Here is a 20,512-nt window from a genome sequence, read left to right on the forward strand (position 1 = left end):
GAGCGCGCGGGTGGGGATATCGTGAAGCGGTTTCGCCCCGGGGTGATGCCGACCCTGGTCGTGCTTGTGCTGCTCGCAGGGCTGATCGGCCTGGGGTGCTGGCAGCTCGGACGCGCCGAGCAGAAGCGCGATCTGCTCGCAGCGTACGCCGAGCGTCGCGTGCAAGCGCCTGTGGACGCTGGCCGACTGATGGAGATGGAAGATCCCGCCTATCGGCGTATCGCTCTGCACGGACACTTCGACGGCGAGCACAGCCTGCTCCTGGACAACCGTCTGCGTGACGGTCAGGCCGGCGTGGAATTGCTGCAGCCTTTCCATGATGAGCCCAGCGGGCAGTGGTGGCTGGTCAATCGCGGCTGGCTGCCCTGGCCGGACCGTCGCGAGCCGGTGCATTTCGATACGCCCAGTGACCTCATGACGCTGAACGCCTGGGCCTATGTGATGCCGGGCAGAGCATTTCAGCTGCGCGCCGATGCGATCGGCGGGCAATGGCCGCACCTGTTGACGGCCATCGATGCCCGCCAGCTGTGGCAACAGCTGCAGCGTAATGGCTTCGGTCACGAGGTGCGCCTGGAAGCGGGGCCCGCCAGCTATCGGGTTGACTGGGCCGTGACCTCCATGGGGCCGGAAAAGCACCTGGGCTATGCCGTCCAGTGGTTTGCCCTGGCCCTGGCTCTGACGCTGCTCTACCTCTATTTCGGCTGGCATGACCACAAGGAGAACACCCATGGGCGCCGCCATACCTCCACTGGACATCCCTGAACGTCGCACGTCCCGCGGCCGTGGGCGTTTGCAACTGTTCCTGATCGTGTCGCTGGTTCTGGGCCCGATGATCCTCGCGACGAGCATGTACAAGCTGCAGTTCTGGGTACCGGAGGGACGCAGCTTCCATGGCGAGATGATCGGTAACGGCCAGATGCGCGCCGATATCGGGATCGACGCCAAGGAACAGCGCTGGCAGTTGCTGGTCAGCGCGCCGGCGGCATGCGATCAGGATTGCCGTCAGCTGGTCTACTTGGCGCGGCAGATCCAGATCGGGCTGGGCCGCGACGCCAGCCGTGCCAGCCACGCGCTGGCCACCGCCCAGCCACTGGCGGCCGACTATCAGGCCCTGCTGGGACAGGAGTACCCGCAGCTGCAGCGCTATTCGCTGGACCTGCAACGTTATGGCCGGCAGGTGAGCGAACCGGGTCCCCAACTGTGGATCGTCGATCCGCATGGCAATCTGGTTCTGCGCTACGACGGCCAGGTGAACGGCAAGCAGGTGCTCAACGACCTGCGCCACCTGCTCAAGCTCTCCAACATCGGCTAGGAGCTCGTCATGGCCAGACCCGGTTTTCGCCTTGCCGTTTTCGCTACCGTGCTCGCCTTGCTGGTCGTCATGCTCGGTGCCTACACGCGGCTGACCCATGCCGGACTGGGTTGCCCCGATTGGCCAGGGTGCTACGGCTTCATCGGCGTGCCCAAGACCGAGGCCCAGTTGGCCCATGCCGAGCGGCACTTTCCGGAAAGCCCGGTGGAAGCTCACAAGGGCTGGGCGGAAATGACCCACCGTTATTTCGCCGGAACCCTGGCGCTGGTGATTGCCGTACTGGCCTTGCAGGCCGTACGCAGACACGCTCGTGACGGTCAGCCTTACCGCTTGCCCTTGCTGCTGCTGGCTGTGGTGCTGGCGCAGGCGGCGTTCGGCATGTGGACGGTGACACTCAAGCTCTGGCCCCAGGTGGTCACCCTACATCTGCTGGGTGGCTTCATGACCTTGAGCCTGTTGTTTCTGCTGAGCATGCGCCTGTCACGGGCGTTTGCCCCTGCACCCAGGCTGCCTCTGAGTCTGCGTCGATTGGCGGCCTTGGCCCTGTTGGTCGTCATCGGACAAATTGCCTTGGGCGGCTGGGTCAGCGCCAACTATGCCGCCATGGCCTGCATCGACCTGCCCACCTGCCAAGGTCAGTGGTGGCCCACTGCCGACTTCACCAATGGCTTCCACCTGACCCAGCATATCGGTCCGAACTACCTCGGCGGGCAGTTGGACAGCGAGGCGCGCACGGCCATTCATCTCGGGCATCGGGTGGGGGCACTGCTGGTCATCGCCGTGCTGTCGGGCCTGAGCTGGAAGTTGCATCGCCATGGCTTGCATGGCCTGGCCCGTCTGTTGTTGCTGGCGTTGATGGCACAGGTCGGACTCGGCATCAGCAATGTGCTGCTCCATCTGCCGCTGGCCCTGGCCGTGGCGCACAATGTCGGTGGCGCCTTGCTGCTGCTGTCGGTGGTACTGGTGAACTACCGTATCCGCGTGGTCGACAAGGTTCGCATCGGCCAAGGCTGGCGCCTGACCCCGCTCTATACGGGCGCTGGCGACCATTCCTCGGGGGAGGATGCGCGGCGGCGCTTTTGAGCGACTGCTCGGTGATGTACCGTGACGGTCGGCTGCACGCGATTCGGCACATGCCCACGCAGACCCCCAGCCCTGTTCATCACCGACCCCTTAGCCATTGTAGAGCCTATGACCCGAACCCAGAAAACCGTTTTCATCCTTGCCGCCCTGGTCGCGTTGATCCTGGGCCTGACCGTCAACAAGGTGCTCAGTGGCCGAAGCGAAGGCAACTCGGCGGCGCTGATCGATGCCGGCATCATCCTGCTGCCGCAGAGCCGTGCGGTGCCGGATGTACGGATGACCGACCAGGATGGGCAGCCAGTGGCACTCGATTCGCTCGAGGGCAAATGGTCGCTGCTGTTCTTCGGCTATACCTACTGCCCGGATATCTGCCCGACTACCCTGGCACAACTTCGCCAAGTGAAGAGCGAGCTGCCCAAGGAGGCAGTCGAGCGCTTGCAAGTGGTGCTGGTCAGCGTCGATCCGAACCGCGACACGCCCACGCAGCTGAAGCAGTACCTGGGCTATTTCGACAAGGACTTTCGCGGGCTGACCGGATCGGTGGAGGATACCCAGACCCTGTCCAACGGCCTGAGCATCCCCTTCATCCCCGCCGATACCCGCAAGCCGGGATACACCGTCGATCACAGCGGCAACCTGGCCATCGTCGGTCCGGACGGACGTCAACGCGGGTTCATCCGCGCACCGATCAACAATCAGAAGCTGGTGGCGCAACTGCCTGTATTGGTTCGTCGGGACTGACCAGAAAGCAATGCGGGACAACCGTTAAACCGGTTGTCCCACACTGGGTGACGCAGTCGTGAAGCGACGTGGTGCTCGGCTATCAGAATGCCGGGATCACCGCGCCTTTGTATTTTTCGGTGATGAACTGCTTCACCTCTGGCGAGTGCAGGGCCTCGGCCAGCTTCTTCATGGCGTCCGAATCCTTGTTGTCGGGACGGGCTACCAGGATGTTCACGTACGGCGAATCGCTGCCCTCGATGACCAGGGCATCCTTCTCGGGATTGAGCTTGGCTTCCAGCGCATAGTTGGTGTTGATCAGCGCCAGGTCGACCTGGGTCAGCACGCGCGGGATGGTGGCGGCCTCCAGCTCACGGAACTTCAGGCCCTTGGTGTTCTCGCCGATGTCCTTGACGGTGGCCAGGATGTTCTGGTTGTCCTTGAGCTTGATCACGCCTGCCTTGTCCAGCAGCAGCAAGGCGCGGCCGCCGTTGGTGGCGTCGTTGGGGATGACCACGGTGGCGCCGGAAGGCAGTTCGTCCAGCTTCTTGAACTTGCTGGAGTAAGCGCCCAGCGGTTCCAGGTGCACACCGGCAACGCTGACCAGGTCGGTACCCTTGGCCTTGTTGAATTCATCCAGATAGGGCTGGTGCTGGAAGAAGTTGGCATCCAGGCGCTTCTCGGCGACCTGTACGTTGGGCTGGATGTAGTCGGTGAATTCCTTGACCTTGAGCTCCACGCCTTGCTTGGCCAGCTGAGGCTGGACGAACTTGAGAATCTCGGCATGCGGCACCGGGGTGGCGGCAACGGTCAGGGTCTCGGCCTGGGCAGAGAAGGCCGCGACAGCGGCGACGACAGCAAGCAGTTTCTTCATTGATCACTCCTTGTGAGGGCCGCTACGGCCCCCGACGGGCCGGCGAGGCTGCCCTATTGGGGTTATTTACGGGAAAAATGCACGACCAGCCGGTCGCCGACACTTTGCAGGATCTGCACCAGCACCAGCAACAGGACCACGGTGACGATCATCACATCGGTCTGGAAGCGCTGGTAGCCGAAACGGATGGCCAAATCGCCAAGACCGCCCGCCCCCACCACACCGGCCATGGCGGTGTAGGAAACCAAGGTGATCGCGGTAACGGTGATCGCGGCGAAGATGCCCGGACGAGCCTCGGGCAGCAAGGCGTTCATGATGATCTGGCGCGTGGTGGCGCCCATCGACTGGGTCGCCTCGATAATGCCGCGATCCACTTCGCGCAGGGCGGTCTCCACCAGGCGGGCGAAGAATGGCGTGGCTCCCACCACCAGTGGCGGGATGGCACCGGCGACACCTAGCGAGGTACCCGTGATCAACACCGTGATCGGGATCATCACGATCAGCAGGATGATGAACGGCAGCGAGCGCAGGATGTTGACGACCAGCGACAGCAAGGCGTAGACGCCCTTCTGTTCGAACAGCTGGCGCGGTCCGCAGAGGAACAGCAGCACGCCCAACGGCAGGCCCAGCAGCACGGTGAAGAACAGCGAGCCGAAGAGCATGATCATGGTGTCGATGGTAGCCAGCCAGATTTCGGCCCAGTCGACGTTGGCAAAGTAAGCCAGGATATCCATCAGCGCAGAACCTCCATATGTACATCTGCCGCCCTGAAGCGGTCGAACGCTGCCTCCAGATTGCCGCCGCTGACGGCGAGGGTCAGTTGGCCGTAGGGAGTGTCCTTGATGCGATCGATGCGCCCGGCAAGGATGCTGTAGTCCACACCGGTCTCGCGAGCCACGGTGCCCAACAGCGGTGCATAGGTGGCGTCACCCTGGAAGGTCAGGCGGACGATCCGGCCTGGCACATGGGCGAAGTCGTCGCGTTGCTCGGACTCGTCGACCTGCTCGTCTTCCTGGACGAAACGCTTGGTGGTCGGGTGCTGCGGGTGCAGGAAGACATCGGCTACCGCGCCCTGCTCGACGATCTGACCGGCATCCATGACGGCGACGCGGTCGCAGACTCGACGGATCACGTCCATCTCATGGGTGATCAGTACGATGGTCAGGTTCAACTCGCGGTTGATCTGCGCCAGCAGTTGCAGGACCGAGGCCGTGGTCTGCGGGTCGAGCGCGCTGGTGGCCTCATCGCAGAGCAGGATCTTCGGCCGGGTGGACAAGGCGCGGGCGATACCCACGCGTTGCTTCTGGCCACCGGACAGTTGTGCCGGATACTTTCTGGCGTGATCGGACAGGCCGACGCGTTCGAGCAGCTCGCTGACCCGTTGGTCGATGGCGGCCCGCGACAACTCGCCCGCCAGGTGCAACGGCAGCGCGACATTGTCGGCAACGGTCTTGGAGGCCAGCAGGTTGAAGTGCTGGAAGATCATGCCGACCTGCTGGCGAAAACCCCGCAGCTTATCGGCGGCGAAGGCGGTGACCTCCTCGCCATCGACGATGATCTTGCCACCGGTCGGGGCCTCCAGCCGGTTGATCAGGCGCAACAAGGTGCTCTTGCCGGCTCCGGAGTGGCCGATCAGACCGAAGACCTGTCCATTCTCGATGGTCAGGCTGGTCGGTCGAAGGGCGGGAATATCCCTACCGGCGACGCGGTAGGTCTTCTGGACATCTTGAAACTCAATCACTTAGCGAACCTTGTGGGGCGCATGAAATTTGGGCCAGCGGTGAACTGGATCGCGCATTTTAGCCTTTTCCCATAGTTGTTCTTAGCATTTATTTTGGAAACGACCAATCAATCGGGCATATCGCGACCACCGGTAATCCGATTGAACGCTGGGTGGCTCCGGTCGGTCACTAGCTGGACAAGCCCTGGAAGAACCTGGTGCTGTTCCAAGGATCCCAGGGCAACTCGCAGCGGCGAATCGCCGCTCCTACACGGTGTGCGTCGAGCCTGGTCAAGTAGCGATCAACAGGACACGCACGGAACCTGCAGGAGTGGTAGTTCGCCGTTGCGACTTGCCCTGCGGTGAGGCCGAAACAGGTCGCACACTGCTCCAGTGAACAGCATCTCCTCGAAGGGCAAGCCTGAAGACCATGAGGAGAGCCAGCCATGCCCAGCAACAAGACGGATGCGCCGAAGGAAAGCCAAGTCGCCGGTACGCAGACCCCCGACCGTGCCAATACCAACGCCAAGCTGCAAAGCCTCGAAGACGTTCGCAGCGATGCGACTGGCCAGGCCTTGCGCACCAACCAAGGCGTAAAGATCGCTGACAATCAGAATACGCTGAAAGTCGGAGAGCGCGGTCCCTCGCTGCTCGAAGACTTCATCATGCGCGAGAAGATCACTCACTTCGACCATGAGCGTATCCCGGAGCGCATCGTCCATGCTCGTGGCACGGGCGCGCATGGGTATTTCCAGAGCTATGGCAACCATGCCGCGTTGACCAAGGCCGGTTTCCTGCAGGATCCCGAAAAGGTCACCCCGGTATTCGTCCGCTTCTCGACCGTCCAGGGCCCGCGTGGCTCGGGCGATACCGTGCGTGACGTACGCGGCTTCGCCGTGAAGTTCTACACCGACGAGGGCAACTTCGATCTGGTGGGCAACAACATGCCAGTGTTCTTCATCCAGGACGCGATCAAGTTTCCCGACTTCGTCCATGCGGTGAAACCCGAGCCGCACAACGAAATCCCTACCGGTGGCTCGGCTCACGACACCTTCTGGGACTTCGTCTCCCTGGTGCCCGAGTCGGCCCACATGGTGATCTGGGCCATGTCCGACCGCGCCATTCCGCGCAGCCTGCGCATGATGGAAGGCTTCGGCGTGCATACCTTCCGCCTGATCAACGCCGAAGGCGTTTCCAGCTTCGTCAAGTTCCACTGGAAGCCGCGTCAGGGGGTGCATTCTGTCCTGTGGGACGAAGCTCAGAAACTGGCAGGCAAGGACACGGACTATCACCGTCGAGATCTCAGGGAGTCTATCGAGACTGGCGACTATCCGGAGTGGGAACTGGGGGTGCAGATCGTTTCGGCCGAAGACGAGCACAAGTTCGAATTCGACTTGCTCGATCCGACCAAGATCATTCCCGAGGAACTGGTTCCGGTAACACCGCTGGGCAAGATGGTGCTCAATCGCAACCCGGACAACTTCTTCGCCGAAGTCGAGCAGATCGCCTTCTGCCCGGGCCATATCGTGCCAGGCATCGACTTCACCAACGACCCGTTGCTGCAGGGTCGTCTGTTCTCCTATACCGATACTCAGCTCAGCCGCCTGGGTGGACCGAACTTCCACGAGATTCCGATCAATCGTCCGGTGGCGCCCAACCACAACAACCAGCGCGATGCCTTGCACCGCACCCGTGTGGACAAGGGCCGAGCTTCCTACGAACCCAACTCCATCGATGGTGGCTGGCCGAAGGAAACGCCGCCGGCCGCACAGGATGGCGGTTTCGAGAGCTTCCACGAGCGTATCGATGCGCACAAGATCCGTCAGCGCAGCGAATCCTTCAGCGATCACTTCTCCCAGGCACGCCTGTTCTTCCAGAGCATGAGTCCGAACGAGCAGCAGCACATCATCAAGGCCTACAGCTTCGAGTTGGGCAAGGTAGAGCGCGAGCATATCCGCGCACGTGAAGTGAACGAGATTCTCGCCAACATCGACCTCAAGCTGGCGGCGGCCGTGGCGGAAAACCTCGGTCTGCCAGCGCCCACGGCCGGCACGGTACAGGTCAAGCAGATGAGCCTGGCGCAGTCGCCCGCGCTGAGCCAGATGAACCATCCCGGCACGATCGGCATCAAGGGGCGCAAGGTCGCGCTGCTCGTGGCCAATGGCGTCGACGGCGCCAGTGTCGACAAGCTGGTCAAGGCGCTGGAAGCACAGAGCGCCAAGGTCTTGCTGCTGGGGCCATCATCGGCACCGGTGAAGACGGCGGACGGCAAGGCGTTGCCGGTAGATGCCTCGATGGAAGGCATGCCTTCGGTCATGTTCGACGGTGTCTGGGTGCCGGCTGGTCAGGCATCGCTGGAAGCCTTGGGCAAAAGCGGCCTCGCCAAGCATTTCCTGCTCGAAGCCTACAAGCACCTGAAGCCGATGGGCCTTGCCGCCCAAGGCAAGACGTTGCTGGACGCGCTGGGCCTGCAGGAAGATACCGGTCTGTTGCTGGGCGACGATCAGCCGGTCTTCGAGAAATTCTTCGAGGCGCTGAAGCAGCATCGGGTGTGGGCGCGGGAAGCGGCGGCCGAGGCCATTCCGGCCTGATGCATGAGCTGGGGCCGGGTCGTGCTCGACACGGCCCTGTCACTCCGGCGTTGCTCCGTGATCACTGAATGACCAAAGGGCCGCTTGACGGCCCTTTTGGTTATTCAAAGACTTGGCCCGTTTAGGCGCAGCGCCACAAGTGATGCGCAGTTGCTCACATTTGGGCAGTCCAATTCAGGTGGTCAGGAGCGATGGGGAATCAGCACCACCTGCGCCGGGAGCGCACGCTGGACCTCGTGGCGCTGCTCCAGATCGAAGGCGCTGTCGAGTTTCTGCACGCGCTTGCCGAGCAGTGTCTTGAGCCAGGGCGCATCCTGCGTACGCGGTACCTGGAACACTACCTCGCAGCGGTAGTTCACCACATCGGCGGCAATGTCATCGAGCTGGCGGCGCAGGCCGACGATATCCGTGGTCTTCAAGGCTACTACGGTGCTGGAGGCTGTCGGGTCGATTAGACGCGCGGCTGGCTTGGCTTCCGCCGCCTTGAGGGCTGCCTCGGCTTTTTCCAGCTCGGCCTTGCGCGCGTGGGTGATGGCGCCATTGACGCCCCCGGTCAATGCGGGCGCTTGCGGCATCAGGGCCCTGGCGCGGGCCAGCGCGGTGGCCGCGGCATTCACGTCGCCCTTTTGCAGCACGATCTGGCTGCGCTGCAGATAGGCTTCGGCCAGTTGGCGCTGGTATTGCTCCAGGCGCTCGTCATCGGGCGACTGGTTCTGCAATGTCGCCAGCTGATCTTCGGCGGTGGCCAATTCGTTACTGGTGATGCTCTGCTGCAACTGTTCCCAGCCATCGGGCGGAATGAGCGCCTTCGGCTGCTCGACCGGGGCGCTCGAACAAGCCCCCAGGATCAAGGAAAACACGGCAAGGAGCAGATAACGGGTGGCGAACGGCTTCATTCCTGCGACTCTCTATTTGCGCAAAAAGCGAGCAAGTCTACACCCAGGCGCGCACGCTCGAAAACAAGTCTTACAGACCCTTCCCAGGCGAGGCCTGCAGCTCGGACGTGCGTGTCCTTGAGGTGCGTCACCTGATCAGCGCTTGGGCAAGGCCAGGCTCAGCAAGAATAGCACCGCCGCGCAGACCACGATCGACGGCCCCGCGGGGGTGTCCTTGAACCAGGAGAGAGCCAGGCCACCGCATACGGCCGCCACCCCCAGTACACTGGCCCCCAGGGCCATCTGCTCCGGCGAACGGGCATGACGCTGTGCCGCGGCAGCGGGAATGATCAGCAAGGAGGTGATCAGCAGCACGCCGACGATCTTCATGGCCACCGCGATCACGACCGCGATCAATAGCATCAGCGCCATGCGCAAGGCGGCCACGGGCAGCCCTTCGACCATGGCCAGTTCCTCATGGACGGTAATGGCCAGCAACGGCCGCCAGAGGGCGGCCAGCAGCACCAGGACCAGTGCGCTACCGCCCAGGATCCAGCCCAGCTCGGCGGGGCTGATCGCCAACAGGTCGCCGAACAGGTAGGCCATGAGGTCGATGCGTACATCGTGCATGAAGCTCAGCACCACCAGGCCCAGCGAGAGCGTGCTGGGCGCCAGGATCCCCAGCAAGGTATCGGAGGCCAGTGGTTGGCGTTGTTGCAGGGTCACCAGGAGAATCGCCAGCAACAGGCAGCCGATCGTGACCGCCAGTGCCGGGCTGACATCCAGGACAAAGCCCAGGGCTACGCCAAGCAACGCGGCATGCGACAGGGTATCGCCGAAGTAGGCCATGCGCCGCCAGACCACGAAGGAACCCAGGGGACCGGCCACCACCGCCAGGGCCAGACCTGCAAGCAGGGCATAAAGAAGAAAATCAGCCATGCTTGCAGTGCTCTCCGTGGACATGGGTGCCAGGTGCGACCACCGAGCCATGCAGGTCGTGGCTGTGGTCATGATGATGGTGGTAGACGGCCAGGCTCGGTGCGTTCTTGCCGAACAGCTCGACGAAGGCCGGATCCCCGCTGACCTGTTCCGGATGGCCGGAGCAGCAGACATGGCGATTGAGGCAGACCACCTGGTCAGTGGTGCTCATCACCAGGTGCAGATCGTGGGAGACCATGAGTACGCCGCAACCGTGGCGATCTCGCAGGCGCGTGATCAGTCCGTACAGCTCGGCCTGGCCAGCGACGTCGACACCCTGCACAGGTTCGTCGAGCACCAGCAGCTGCGGCTTGCGCAGCAGTGCGCGGGCCAGCAGAACCCTCTGCATTTCGCCGCCGGAGATGTTCTGTACCGGATTGTCGATGACCTGCTCGGCCCCGACCTCCTTGAGTGCGGCGACCGCGGCCACGCGGTCGACGCCGGGTACCAGGCGCAGAAAGCGCAGTACCGACAATGGCAGCGTGGCGTCCACCTGGATCTTCTGCGGCATGTAGCCGACGCGCAGGCGCGGCTTGCGCCAGACCGTCCCGCGGTGCGGCTTGAGCAGGCCGAGCACGGCGCGTACAAGGGTCGTCTTGCCCGCGCCGTTGGGCCCGATCAGCGTGACGATCTGACCAGGCGAGACACTCAGGTCGATGCTGTCGAGTACGGCTTCTCCGGCAAAGGTGACACCGACCTGTTCGAGTCGGATCAAGCTGTCGCTCATGCCGCGCTCCGGCAGTTGCCGCACAGGCCCACGACCTCCACGGTCTGGGCCTCGACCCGGAAGCCGACGGCTTCGGCGCTGCTGACGATGGCTCCGCTGATGCTTTCCTGTTCCAGCTCGATGGCGACATGGCATTCACGGCAGATCAGGAACTGACCCTGATGCGAGTGCTCGGGGTGGCTGCAGCCGATGAAGGCATTGAGCGAGGCGATGCGGTGCACCAGGCCGTTTTCGAGAAGGAAGTCCAGCGCGCGATACACGGTCGGCGGCGCGGCGCGGCGGCCATCCTGCTCGCTCAGCACGGCGAGGATGTCGTAGGCACCCATGGGCTTGTGGCTCTGCCACACCAGCTCTAGCACACGGCGGCGCAGAGCGGTCAGGCGCAGACCCTGGCGGACACAGATGGCGTCGGCTTCGGATAGCGCACTGTGGACACAGTGGGAGTGATCATGGGGGCGGTGGGCCAACAGCGTGATGGACATGGGCAGCGACGGTTCTGGTTAGAGACGTTATTATGTTACCTGTTTTTGGTCTGTCGAGTATTCACCGTGTCCCGATTCTCCACGCTTTTTGTCGCTTTTATTACCTTCGCCGGGCTCGGTCAGGCGCATGCCGATGTTCGTGTCCTGACCAGCATCAAGCCCCTGCAACAGATTGCCGCGGCTGTGCAGGAAGGCGTCGGCAGCCCTGACGTGCTGCTGCCGCCTGGCGCATCGCCGCACCACTATGCGCTGCGCCCTTCGGATGTACGGCGTGTGGCTGACGCAGACCTGTTGTACTGGATAGGCCCGGACATGGAGAACTTCCTGCCCCGCGTTCTCGGTACCCGCAGTAAGCCGAGCGTTGCGGTGCAGAGCCTGCCGCAGATGCAGCTGCGGCATTTCGGCGAGGACAGCCACTCTCACGAGCAGGCCCACGAAGATGCTCACCAAGCCCATGACGGACACGATCATGACCACCGTCCCGGGAGCCTGGACGCCCATCTGTGGCTGTCGTCGGCCAACGCCCGGATCATCGCGGCCAGGATGGCACAGGACCTGGCTGCCGCCGACCCCGCCAATGCCAGCCGCTATCAGGGCAACCTGCAAGCGTTTACCCAGCGTCTGGATAGCTTGGATCAGCGCATCAGGACACGGGTGGCCAAGGTAGCGGGCAAGCCTTACTTCGTCTTCCATGAGGCATTCGACTATTTCGAAGCAACCTACGGCCTGAAACACACCGGTGTGTTCAGCGTGGCTTCGGAAGTCCAGCCGGGTGCCCAGCATGTGGCAGCCATGCGCAAGCGATTGCAGGAGGTAGGCAAGACGTGCGTATTCAGCGAGCCGCCGCTGCGACCGCGTCTTGCCGAAACCCTGACGGCCGGCTTGCCGGTGCGCCTGGCGGAGCTCGATGCGCTGGGCGGTACCGAGACGGTGGATGCTCATGGGTACGAGCAGTTGCTGGAAAACCTGGGAAATGATTTGGCGAACTGCCTCGAGCAGCTGTAAAGCCGATACGTCGGGCCTGGCCTAATGCCAGCCAGACAGGAAGATCGAATGATGCTTCTGCCTGACTGGCATCACGAGGCGGGCGGTATGCCCGCCCCCTCGTTCAAAGAGCGAATGGCAAGCGCAGGGTGACCTGTTGCCGCGCGGCCAGGCGTGCCTCGAACTCTGCCGGGTCGTGGATCATCACGTCCATGCCGGCGAACGACTCCGCGGCGATCAAGCGCGACAGCCAGAAGCGCACGCAGGCCACTCGCAGCATCAACGGCCACAGCTCGGCCTCGCTGGCGGTAAAGGGACGCAGGGTCGCATAGGCGCCCAGCAGGGCTTGCGCCCGAGGAACGTCGATGCGTCCCTGCTCGTCGCAGCACCAGTCATTCAGGGTAATGGCGATGTCGTAGAGCATCGGCCCCGAACAGGCGTTGTAGAAATCGATCACGCCTGTCAGGTGGGTCCCTTCGAACATCACGTTGTCGCGGAACAGGTCGGCATGCAGGTTGGCCCGTGGCAGCGCCATGATCTGTGCCTTGGCGCTGCCGATCTCTGCCAGGGCTGCCTGCAGCAAGGTTTGCTGCGCCGGGTTCAAGCGCGGCATGAGCTCTTCGCCGCACGCCTGCATCCAGTCGAGCCCCCGATCGGTGCGACGCTCGATGATCTGCCCGCGGGTAGCCAAGTGGATGTGTGCCAGCAGCTCGCCGACCTGGGCGCAATGCTGGCTGTTGGGCGACTTGATGTGCTTGCCGGATAACCGCGGCTGGAGCAGCGCGGGTTTGCCGGCTACCTCGCGCAACGCGTTGCCGTCACGGTCACGCAGCGCATAGGGGACCGGCATGTCGGCGTCATGCAGCACGTCGAGCAGTTCGATGAAGAACGGCAAGTCTTCGCTGGGGCCACGTTCGACCAATGTCAGGACGAACTCCCCCTGTTCCAGGCTGATGAAGAAATTGCTGTTCTCGGTCCCGGCGGCGATACCCTGGAAGTCCAACAGACGGCCGAGGCCATACGGCGCCAGGAAGGTTTCCAGCTCAGGCCGGGTCAGGGGGGTGAAGACTGACATGATCAAAAAATGCCCATGCGGGCACTTCCCTTTGGAAGTGCCAGGTTGATTTGAAAAGTGCGCGCTACCTTACCACTCGAAGATCTTCCACGATGGAATCAGCATGTCCGGCTGGTCGGATCTCACGAAATTGCCCTCCGAACCATCAGCGCGCACCAGGAAATAAGGCTTGCCGCTCTTGGGCGTCACCTTGATCGCATACAGGAAGCCGTTCTGACGGTACTCCTGAATGGTCTTGTCGCCTTCCGTGCGAATGGTCACCTCGGGATCTGCCGAGGGGGCGTCGTCCGCCGCCAGGGTGACGACCGGCATGGTGGCCAGCAGACCGAGCAGTAACAGGCGTGTGGGTGTGCGCATGATAACCTTGTCCCTTTGTCGTCATTGATTCCGGTTATTCTAGCGCCGGACCCGTCGAAAAGGTTGATTCTGCTCATGAGCCAAGCGCCTCTCGTCCTCGTGGACGGTTCCTCCTACCTCTACCGCGCGTTCCATGCGCTGCCGCCCCTGACTACGTCCAAGGGCATGCCGACCGGCGCGGTCAAGGGCGTGCTGAACATGCTCAAGAGCCTGCGCAAACAGTATCCGGACGGCCTGTTCGCGGTCGTCTTCGACGCCAAGGGCGGTACGTTCCGCGATGCCATGTTCGCCGAGTACAAAGCCAACCGCCCCAGCATGCCGGCGGACTTGCGCGTGCAGGTCGAACCGTTGCATGCCAGCGTCAAGGCGCTCGGTTATCCGCTGCTGTGCGTCGAAGGCGTCGAGGCGGACGATGTGATCGGCACGTTGGCTCGCAGCAGCGCGGCGGCAGGCCGACCGGTGATCATTTCCACCGGCGACAAGGACATGGCGCAACTGGTGGACGGTCACATCACGCTGGTCAACACCATGACCGGGAGCGTGCTGGACGTCGCGGGCGTGCACGAGAAATTCGGCGTCGGCCCCGAGCACATCATCGACTTCCTTGCGCTCATGGGCGACAAGGTCGACAACATTCCCGGTGTGCCGGGGGTGGGCGAGAAGACGGCGGTCGGCCTGCTGACGGGCATTGGCGGCGGTTTGCGTGAACTCTACGAAAACCTCGACAAGGTTCCCGGCCTGGCCATCCGTGGCGCCAAGTCCTTGCCGGCCAAGCTGGAAGAGCATCGTGATTCGGCGTTCTTGTCCTACGAGCTGGCGACCATCAAGATCGACGTACCTCTGGACATCGAGGTGGAGGCCCTGGTGTGCGGCGAGCCGGATCGCGATGCCTTGCTGGCGTTGTACACGGAAATGGAATTCCGCAGCTGGATTGCCGATGTCCAGCGGGAAGCCGCGCAGGTGGGCGAGACGCTCGATCCCGTGGCCGACGCCGAGCCCGTGGCGCGAGTCGAGCCCAAGTATGAAACCATTCTCGACCAGGCCCGCTTCGACGCCTGGCTCGAAAAGCTGCGCGAGGCGCCCCTGTTCGCGTTCGATACCGAGACCACCAGCGTCGACGCCCAGCAGGCACGGTTGGTCGGTGTCTCCTTTGCCGTAGAGGCGCACGAGGCGGCCTACGTACCGTTGGCCCATGACTACCCCGACGCGCCGGTCCAACTGGACCGCGACCAGGTATTGCTGGCGCTCAAGCCGCTCCTGGAAGATCCGGCCAAAGGCAAGATCGGCCAGAATGCCAAGTACGACATCAACATCCTCGCCAACTGCGCGATCGGCGGCGATCTGTCCCAAGGCATCCACATGCGCGGCGTGGCCTGCGACACCATGCTCGAGTCCTATGTGTTCGACTCGACCGCCACGCGTCACGACATGGACAGCCTGGCGCTCAAGTACCTCGATCACAAGACCATCGCCTTCGAAGACGTTGCGGGCAAGGGTGCCAAGCAGTTGACCTTCAACCAGATCACCCTGGACAAGGCCGGGCCCTATGCCGCCGAAGACGCGGACATCACCTTGCGCCTGCATCAGGCCCTGCAGGCGCGCCTGGCCAAGACGCCGAGCGTGCAGCCGGTGTTGATGGACATCGAGATGCCGCTGGTGCCGGTCCTGGCCAAGATCGAGCGCCAGGGCGCGCTGGTCGATGCCGAGCTGCTGGGCATCCAGAGCAAGGAACTGGGCGTGAAGCTGGCGCAGCTCGAGCTCGAGGCCTTCGCGCTGGCGGGTGAAGAGTTCAACCTGGGGTCGCCCAAGCAGCTGGGCGCGATTCTCTATGACAAGCTGGGCATGCCGGTCCTGAGCAAGACCGCCAAGGGCCAGGCCTCGACGGCCGAGGCCGTGCTGGCTGAGTTGGCCGAGCAGGACTATCCATTGCCCAAGGTGCTCATGCAGTACCGCTCGCTCAGCAAGCTCAAGAGCACCTACACCGACCGCCTGCCGGAGCAGATCAATCCACGCACCGGACGTATCCACACCTCGTATCAACAGGCCGTGGCCGCTACCGGGCGCCTGTCGTCCAGTGACCCGAACCTGCAGAACATCCCGATCCGTACCGCCGAAGGCCGACGTATCCGCCAGGCCTTCATCGCCAGCCCGGGCTACAAGTTGCTGGCGGCGGACTACTCGCAGATCGAACTGCGGATCATGGCCCATCTGGCCAAGGATGAAGGCCTCCTGCATGCCTTCCGCAACGATCTGGACGTACACCGCGCGACCGCCGCCGAGGTCTTCGGCGTCGCGCTGGAAGCAGTCACCCATGATCAGCGTCGCAGTGCCAAGGCGATCAACTTCGGGCTGATCTACGGCATGAGCGCATTCGGCCTGGCCAAGCAGATCGGAGTCGACCGCAAGCAGTCCCAGGACTACATAGATCGCTACTTCGCCCGCTATCCGGGCGTGCTGGCCTACATGGAGCGCACCCGCGCGCAAGCCGCCGAGCAAGGTTTCGTCGAGACCCTGTTCGGCCGCCGTCTTTACCTTCCGGATATCAACGCGAAGAATCCATCATTACGCAAAGGTGCCGAGCGCACGGCGATCAACGCGCCGATGCAGGGTACAGCGGCCGACATCGTCAAGCGGGCCATGGTCGCGGTGGACGACTGGTTGACCGAGAGCGGTCTGGACGCGCGGGTCATCCTGCAGGTCCACGATGAACTGGTGCTGGAGGTGCGCGAGGACTTGGTCGAGCGGGTCAAGGCCGAGATCCGGCCGTTCATGAGCAATGCGGCGCAGATGGATGTGCCATTGCTGGTCGAAGTGGGCGTCGGCTCGAATTGGGACGAAGCTCACTAGAGGCCGTGGCAGGCCTTGATAGAGCCCGTGGCAGAGTGCCATGGGCTTTCTTGCCGAGAAGGGTTGCATCCTCGTGGCCGGAAACATGGGAAACGCGATTGCAAATAGTTTCCGGCGCAAGGAACTAAAGCGGTTAAGCAAGACTCAGAGTACCTGAATGGCTGGTGAAGCCCTTCGATGCTCCTATGTTGTGTTAAGTGTTGGCAGATATCTGGACCCCGCCCTAGCGGTCCGGACTTAGACCCCGAACTTCCCCCTCCCCATATGAAGTCCGGGGTTTTTTTTGCCTGCGATTTGGTAAAGCTTGGCCTTGCCCTCGCCGTCCCGCTTGCGAATGCTCGTCAAGGATCGGCAGGCGGCCCGCTCATGCCTGCCGGGCCCTTCATTCACCGCCTCAAACCGCCGGCTTGTCAGGCAGCTCCATCCAGTTCGCCAGCACACCGTAGGCCTCTTCCAGGCCCTGACGCTTCGGCGCCGAGAACAACTGGATGGTCACGCCCTCGCCCCAGCCCTTGCGAATTGCCGACTGCACCTTGAGCAATACGCCCTTGCCCGCGCCATAGGTCAGCTTGTCGGCCTTGGTCAGCAGGATGTGCATGGCCATGCCGCTGGCCTTGGCCCAGTCGAGCATCATCTTGTCGAAGTCGGTCATGGGGTGACGCACATCCATCATCAGGATCACGCCCTTGAGGCATTCTCGACCGCCCAGGTAGGCCTCGAGGTGACGTTGCCAATGCTGCTTGAGCGGAATCGGGACCTTGGCGTAGCCGTAGCCTGGCAAGTCGACCAAACGCCTTTCATCGTCCAGACTGAAGAAATTCAGCAACTGGGTGCGCCCGGGGGTCTTCGAGGTACGGGCCAGGTTGGCATGGGTCAGGGTATTGAGGGCGCTGGACTTGCCGGCATTGGATCGACCGGCGAAGGCGACTTCATAGCCCTGGTCGTCCGGGCACTGATCGACCTTGGCGGCGCTGAGGGCGAATTTGGCCTGCTGGCACAGGCCGAGGATGGGGTTCTTGACTTGCATGGGATATCCGATGTGGGTGTTGCCAAGGCCAGGCCCGGCAAGCGGTGTCGTTTCCGTCTGGATGCCGGAAGTATATAATGCCCCAGTTTTTGTGTGCGCATTATCCCAGCGTAGGATGATGTGCATGGGGCGTCGGTCAGAAGGTTGCGCATCAGAACGCAACGCGGCCCCCAACCCTGAAAGGTCGTTCCGCAAGGCGAAATGGCTGCTTGTCGTCGGTGTGTTCCTACCGTTCTTCAGCGCTCAGGCTACACAGGATCCCGAGGCGTTGTACAACCGCACGTGTGCGGCCTGTCACGCCGGACAAATGCCGCAGGCCCCCGAGAGGGGTGATCGGGCGGCCTGGGAGCCAAGGCTGGCGCGGGGTGTGGATGTACTGGCAGAGCAGGTTGTACAGGGTTTCAAGGCGATGCCGCCGCGTGGATTGTGCATGGACTGCAGTATCGAGGACTACCGTTCGGTCATCCTCTGGATGAGTGGCAGCCCTGATACATAACATTTCACCCTTAGCCGTGTTGGATTAGCTGATGAACAAATTATTCGTGAGTCTGCTGTTGACCATGGGCGTCGCCGGTGCGGCCACTGCTGCGCAACCCATTCAAGGCGATGCCGCCGCGGGCCAGGCCAAGACCGCCATCTGTGGCGCCTGCCACAACCCTGACGGAAACAGCCTTGCACCGAACTTCCCCAAACTCGCCGGCCAGGGGCCGCGCTATCTCGAGAAGCAATTGCACGACATCAAGTCCGGCAAGCGTGTCGTGCTGGAAATGACCGGCATGCTCGACGGTTTCAATGATCAGGACCTGGCGGACATCGCCGCCTATTTCTCCAGCCAGAAAGGCAGCGTGGGTGCCGCCGACCCGCAATTGGTCGAACGAGGCAGAGGTCTGTTCAATGGCGGCGACCTGGAAAAAGGCATGCCTGCCTGCATCGGTTGCCATTCTCCAAATGGCAGCGGCATCGCTCTCGCGGGTTTCCCTCATCTGAGCGGCCAGCATTCGCAGTACCTGGCCAAGCAGCTTACCGACTTCCGCGAGGGCAATCGTACCAACGACGGCGATGCCATGACCATGCGCGCCATCGCTGCCAAGTTGAGCAACAAGGATATCGAAGCCCTCTCCAGCTACATCCAGGGGTTGCACTGACAGCGCTGTTAACCCGGTGTTAATGAAGCAAGGCTAATAAGGGTGGCCCCAGCCGATGCCGCGACGCTCAAGCGAACCGCATCAGGCGCCGGTCACCCTTTTTTATGTCCGTAACCGGTACACTCTAGAACTTGAGCCCCATTCGACCTGTCTCAACGTGGTCCAGGTCGTGTCGAGCCCATCCATGACTGTCCAGGAGTAAAGCATGCGTAAACTGATTCTCAGCGCCGCGCTGGTCGCCGCCAGCGTATTCGGAGTCACCACCGTCCAGGCTGCGGAGCCTGTGGCTGGCGAGCAGTATTTCGAGCTGAGCAAGCCGGTACAGGTTTCCGTACCCGGCAAGATCGAGGTCGTGGAGCTGTTCTGGTACGGCTGCCCCCATTGCTACCACTTCGAGCCGACCGTCAATCCGTGGGCCGAGAAGCTGCCCGCCGACGTCAATTTCAAGCGTGTTCCAGCCATGTTCGGCGGTCCTTGGGACGCACATGGGCAAATGTTCCTGACCCTGGAAGCCATGGGTGTCGAACACAAGGTTCACGCGGCCGTCTTCGATGCCATCCAGAACCAGCACAAGCAATTGACCAAGCCTGAAGACATGGCCGAATTCCTCGCGACCCAAGGCGTGGACAAGGACAAGTTTCTCGCTACCTTCAACTCGTTCGCGATCAAGGGCCAGGTGCAGAAAGCCAAGGAGCTCGCCAAGAAGTACGAGATCACCGGCGTACCGAGCATGGTGGTCAATGGCAAATACCGCTTCGATCTGGGCACTGCCGGCGGTCCCGAGGGCGTGCTGAAGGTAGCCGACCAGCTGATCGCCAAGGAGCGCGCCGCTAAGTAAGCGGCGATCCTATGCGTCGTATGCGCCCTGGACGTCTTGTCGGCCTGCACGAGCCGCGGGTCAACGAGCATCACCTGCAGACCCCGGGCCTGCCGGCGGACGGACGTCTGCGTCTGCTCAGCTTCAATATCCAGGTGGGCATCAGCACCGAGCGCTACCGGCATTACCTGACCCGTGGCTGGCAGCATCTGCTGCCGCACATCGGGCGGGCGGGCAATCTGCAGAAAATCGGCACTCTGCTGAACGATTTCGACCTGGTCGCGCTGCAGGAGGTCGATGGGGGCAGCTTGCGCTCGGGCTATGTCAACCAGGTCGAGCACCTGGCCCAGTTGGGCGCCTTCCCGTACTGGTACCAGCAGCTCAACCGCAATCTCGGTCGTTTCGCCCAGCACAGCAACGGTGTGCTGAGTCGCCTCAAGCCAGACGTGCTCGAAGATCACCCCCTGCCCGGTCCGGCCGGGCGCGGGGCAATCCTCGTGCGCTTCGGCGAAGGCCCGGATGCTCTCGTCGTGGTGATGATGCACCTGGCCCTCGGTGCAAAGACCCGTGCCCGGCAACTGGCGTATATCCGCGAGCTGATCGGGGGTTATCGGCATCAGGTCCTGATGGGCGACATGAATACCCATGCCAACGACCTGCTCGACCACTCGCCGCTGCGCGATCTGGGGCTGGTGGCGCCACAGATCGAGGCTACCTTCCCGAGCTGGCGTCCCCAGCGCTGCCTGGACCACATCCTGCTCAGCCCAACCCTGACGCTGGAACGGGTGGAGGTCCTGGCCCAACCCATCTCCGACCATCTTCCCGTCGCTGTCGAGATTCGATTGCCTGACGCACTGACTATGGATACGCTGCCGGTTTTGAGCTGATTGCCCTTATC

General features: G+C 62.7%; 21 protein-coding genes. 11 read left to right on the forward strand and 10 right to left on the reverse strand.

Annotation, left to right across the window (positions count from 1 at the left end; genetic code table 11):
- Window positions 1-21 precede the first annotated feature (21 nt).
- The 4 genes from G7009_RS19450 (at window position 22) to G7009_RS19465 (ending at window position 3,136) form a co-directional block, all read left to right on the forward strand.
- Window positions 22-762 carry an SURF1 family protein gene (locus tag G7009_RS19450; RefSeq protein ID WP_181131718.1) on the forward strand — a complete coding sequence of 247 codons (741 nt, stop codon included), beginning with the start codon at window positions 22-24 and terminating at the stop codon, window positions 760-762.
- Complete coding sequence (locus tag G7009_RS19455) at window positions 728-1,312, forward strand: hypothetical protein (RefSeq protein WP_181131719.1); 585 nt, start codon at window positions 728-730, stop codon at window positions 1,310-1,312. Before G7009_RS19450 ends, G7009_RS19455 begins: the two co-directional genes overlap by 35 nt.
- 9 nt (window positions 1,313-1,321) lie before the next feature.
- On the forward strand, window positions 1,322-2,395 hold the full coding sequence (locus tag G7009_RS19460; protein WP_181131720.1) for a COX15/CtaA family protein: 1,074 nt from the start codon (window positions 1,322-1,324) through the stop codon (window positions 2,393-2,395).
- Window positions 2,396-2,503: 108 nt separating this feature from the next.
- Window positions 2,504-3,136 (forward strand): SCO family protein, encoded by a 633-nt coding sequence (locus G7009_RS19465; protein WP_181131721.1) that lies wholly within the window; start codon window positions 2,504-2,506, stop codon window positions 3,134-3,136.
- A gap of 82 nt (window positions 3,137-3,218) precedes the next feature.
- On the opposite strand, the gene G7009_RS19470 is transcribed toward G7009_RS19465, so the two are convergent.
- From G7009_RS19470 to G7009_RS19480, 3 genes are all read right to left on the reverse strand, one after another.
- Entirely contained in the window at window positions 3,219-3,989 is a 771-nt protein-coding gene (locus G7009_RS19470; RefSeq protein WP_181131722.1) for a MetQ/NlpA family ABC transporter substrate-binding protein, read from the reverse strand.
- 62 nt (window positions 3,990-4,051) lie between these two features.
- Window positions 4,052-4,723, reverse strand: coding sequence for a methionine ABC transporter permease (locus tag G7009_RS19475; protein WP_181131723.1), 672 nt, complete (start codon window positions 4,721-4,723; stop codon window positions 4,052-4,054).
- Window positions 4,723-5,730, reverse strand: a complete 1,008-nt coding sequence (locus G7009_RS19480) for a methionine ABC transporter ATP-binding protein (RefSeq protein WP_181131724.1) — start codon at window positions 5,728-5,730, stop codon at window positions 4,723-4,725. Before G7009_RS19480 ends, G7009_RS19475 begins: the two co-directional genes overlap by 1 nt.
- A 425-nt stretch (window positions 5,731-6,155) precedes the next feature.
- On the opposite strand from G7009_RS19480, the gene katE reads away from it, so the two are divergent.
- Window positions 6,156-8,300: a catalase HPII gene (gene katE / locus G7009_RS19485; RefSeq protein ID WP_181131725.1), complete on the forward strand. Its 2,145-nt coding sequence runs from the start codon at window positions 6,156-6,158 to the stop codon at window positions 8,298-8,300.
- Window positions 8,301-8,482: 182 nt separating this feature from the next.
- Here katE and G7009_RS19490 read toward each other — a convergent pair whose 3' ends face one another.
- The 4 genes from G7009_RS19490 to zur all read right to left on the reverse strand — a co-directional run bounded on the left by G7009_RS19490 (window position 8,483) and on the right by zur (window position 11,362).
- Window positions 8,483-9,196 carry a PA5502 family lipoprotein gene (locus tag G7009_RS19490; RefSeq protein WP_181131726.1) on the reverse strand — a complete coding sequence of 238 codons (714 nt, stop codon included), beginning with the start codon at window positions 9,194-9,196 and terminating at the stop codon, window positions 8,483-8,485.
- A 135-nt stretch (window positions 9,197-9,331) separates the two neighbouring features.
- Window positions 9,332-10,114, reverse strand: coding sequence for a zinc ABC transporter permease subunit ZnuB (gene znuB, locus G7009_RS19495; protein ID WP_181131727.1), 783 nt, complete (start codon window positions 10,112-10,114; stop codon window positions 9,332-9,334).
- Window positions 10,107-10,880 carry a zinc ABC transporter ATP-binding protein ZnuC gene (gene znuC, locus G7009_RS19500; protein WP_181131728.1) on the reverse strand — a complete coding sequence of 258 codons (774 nt, stop codon included), beginning with the start codon at window positions 10,878-10,880 and terminating at the stop codon, window positions 10,107-10,109. The genes znuB and znuC overlap by 8 nt, the downstream gene beginning before the upstream one ends.
- Entirely contained in the window at window positions 10,877-11,362 is a 486-nt protein-coding gene (gene zur / locus G7009_RS19505) for a zinc uptake transcriptional repressor Zur (protein ID WP_181131729.1), read from the reverse strand. Before zur ends, znuC begins: the two co-directional genes overlap by 4 nt.
- Window positions 11,363-11,428: 66 nt before the next feature.
- Here zur and znuA point away from each other — a divergent pair, with 66 nt between their 5' ends.
- On the forward strand, window positions 11,429-12,367 hold the full coding sequence (gene znuA / locus G7009_RS19510) for a zinc ABC transporter substrate-binding protein ZnuA (protein ID WP_308813337.1): 939 nt from the start codon (window positions 11,429-11,431) through the stop codon (window positions 12,365-12,367).
- Window positions 12,368-12,470: 103 nt separating this feature from the next.
- On the opposite strand, the gene G7009_RS19515 is transcribed toward znuA, so the two are convergent.
- On the reverse strand, window positions 12,471-13,421 hold the full coding sequence (locus G7009_RS19515) for a homoserine kinase (RefSeq protein WP_181131731.1): 951 nt from the start codon (window positions 13,419-13,421) through the stop codon (window positions 12,471-12,473).
- A gap of 69 nt (window positions 13,422-13,490) precedes the next feature.
- On the reverse strand, window positions 13,491-13,778 hold the full coding sequence (locus G7009_RS19520) for a DUF2782 domain-containing protein (protein WP_181131732.1): 288 nt from the start codon (window positions 13,776-13,778) through the stop codon (window positions 13,491-13,493).
- A 75-nt stretch (window positions 13,779-13,853) separates the two neighbouring features.
- On the opposite strand from G7009_RS19520, the gene polA reads away from it, so the two are divergent.
- The gene (gene polA / locus G7009_RS19525; protein ID WP_181131733.1) at window positions 13,854-16,625 is read left to right on the forward strand and encodes a DNA polymerase I; all 2,772 of its coding nucleotides are present in this window, start codon (window positions 13,854-13,856) and stop codon (window positions 16,623-16,625) included.
- A 394-nt stretch (window positions 16,626-17,019) separates the two neighbouring features.
- Here polA and yihA read toward each other — a convergent pair whose 3' ends face one another.
- Window positions 17,020-17,652 carry a ribosome biogenesis GTP-binding protein YihA/YsxC gene (gene yihA, locus G7009_RS19530; RefSeq protein WP_181131734.1) on the reverse strand — a complete coding sequence of 211 codons (633 nt, stop codon included), beginning with the start codon at window positions 17,650-17,652 and terminating at the stop codon, window positions 17,020-17,022.
- Between the two features lie 124 nt (window positions 17,653-17,776).
- Here yihA and G7009_RS19535 point away from each other — a divergent pair, with 124 nt between their 5' ends.
- The 4 genes from G7009_RS19535 to G7009_RS19550 all read left to right on the forward strand — a co-directional run bounded on the left by G7009_RS19535 (window position 17,777) and on the right by G7009_RS19550 (window position 20,501).
- Window positions 17,777-18,148, forward strand: coding sequence for a c-type cytochrome (locus tag G7009_RS19535; protein ID WP_181131735.1), 372 nt, complete (start codon window positions 17,777-17,779; stop codon window positions 18,146-18,148).
- 31 nt (window positions 18,149-18,179) lie between these two features.
- Window positions 18,180-18,797: a c-type cytochrome gene (locus G7009_RS19540; protein WP_181131736.1), complete on the forward strand. Its 618-nt coding sequence runs from the start codon at window positions 18,180-18,182 to the stop codon at window positions 18,795-18,797.
- 205 nt (window positions 18,798-19,002) lie between these two features.
- Complete coding sequence (gene dsbA / locus G7009_RS19545) at window positions 19,003-19,635, forward strand: thiol:disulfide interchange protein DsbA (RefSeq protein ID WP_181131737.1); 633 nt, start codon at window positions 19,003-19,005, stop codon at window positions 19,633-19,635.
- A gap of 11 nt (window positions 19,636-19,646) precedes the next feature.
- A complete protein-coding gene (locus G7009_RS19550) occupies window positions 19,647-20,501 on the forward strand; it encodes an endonuclease/exonuclease/phosphatase family protein (protein WP_181131738.1) in 855 nt (284 codons plus the stop codon).
- Window positions 20,502-20,512 lie beyond the last annotated feature (11 nt).

This window comes from Pseudomonas capeferrum, from assembly GCF_013523055.1.
GTDB classification, from domain to species: domain Bacteria; phylum Pseudomonadota; class Gammaproteobacteria; order Pseudomonadales; family Pseudomonadaceae; genus Aquipseudomonas; species Aquipseudomonas capeferrum_A.

Excerpts from the sequence above, each read along its gene's own strand:
- G7009_RS19455 (WP_181131719.1), top strand. The coding sequence starts at position 728 with ATGGGCGCCGCCATACCTCCACTGGACATCCCTGAACGTCGCACGTCC.
- G7009_RS19460 (WP_181131720.1), top strand. The coding sequence starts at position 1,322 with ATGGCCAGACCCGGTTTTCGCCTTGCCGTTTTCGCTACCGTGCTCGCC.
- G7009_RS19465 (WP_181131721.1), top strand. The coding sequence starts at position 2,504 with ATGACCCGAACCCAGAAAACCGTTTTCATCCTTGCCGCCCTGGTCGCG.
- G7009_RS19470 (WP_181131722.1), bottom strand. The coding sequence starts at position 3,989 with ATGAAGAAACTGCTTGCTGTCGTCGCCGCTGTCGCGGCCTTCTCTGCC.
- G7009_RS19475 (WP_181131723.1), bottom strand. The coding sequence starts at position 4,723 with ATGGATATCCTGGCTTACTTTGCCAACGTCGACTGGGCCGAAATCTGG.
- katE (WP_181131725.1), top strand. The coding sequence starts at position 6,156 with ATGCCCAGCAACAAGACGGATGCGCCGAAGGAAAGCCAAGTCGCCGGT.
- G7009_RS19490 (WP_181131726.1), bottom strand. The coding sequence starts at position 9,196 with ATGAAGCCGTTCGCCACCCGTTATCTGCTCCTTGCCGTGTTTTCCTTG.
- znuB (WP_181131727.1), bottom strand. The coding sequence starts at position 10,114 with ATGGCTGATTTTCTTCTTTATGCCCTGCTTGCAGGTCTGGCCCTGGCG.
- znuC (WP_181131728.1), bottom strand. The coding sequence starts at position 10,880 with ATGAGCGACAGCTTGATCCGACTCGAACAGGTCGGTGTCACCTTTGCC.
- zur (WP_181131729.1), bottom strand. The coding sequence starts at position 11,362 with ATGTCCATCACGCTGTTGGCCCACCGCCCCCATGATCACTCCCACTGT.
- G7009_RS19515 (WP_181131731.1), bottom strand. The coding sequence starts at position 13,421 with ATGTCAGTCTTCACCCCCCTGACCCGGCCTGAGCTGGAAACCTTCCTG.
- G7009_RS19520 (WP_181131732.1), bottom strand. The coding sequence starts at position 13,778 with ATGCGCACACCCACACGCCTGTTACTGCTCGGTCTGCTGGCCACCATG.
- polA (WP_181131733.1), top strand. The coding sequence starts at position 13,854 with ATGAGCCAAGCGCCTCTCGTCCTCGTGGACGGTTCCTCCTACCTCTAC.
- yihA (WP_181131734.1), bottom strand. The coding sequence starts at position 17,652 with ATGCAAGTCAAGAACCCCATCCTCGGCCTGTGCCAGCAGGCCAAATTC.
- G7009_RS19535 (WP_181131735.1), top strand. The coding sequence starts at position 17,777 with ATGGGGCGTCGGTCAGAAGGTTGCGCATCAGAACGCAACGCGGCCCCC.
- G7009_RS19540 (WP_181131736.1), top strand. The coding sequence starts at position 18,180 with ATGAACAAATTATTCGTGAGTCTGCTGTTGACCATGGGCGTCGCCGGT.
- dsbA (WP_181131737.1), top strand. The coding sequence starts at position 19,003 with ATGCGTAAACTGATTCTCAGCGCCGCGCTGGTCGCCGCCAGCGTATTC.
- G7009_RS19550 (WP_181131738.1), top strand. The coding sequence starts at position 19,647 with ATGCGTCGTATGCGCCCTGGACGTCTTGTCGGCCTGCACGAGCCGCGG.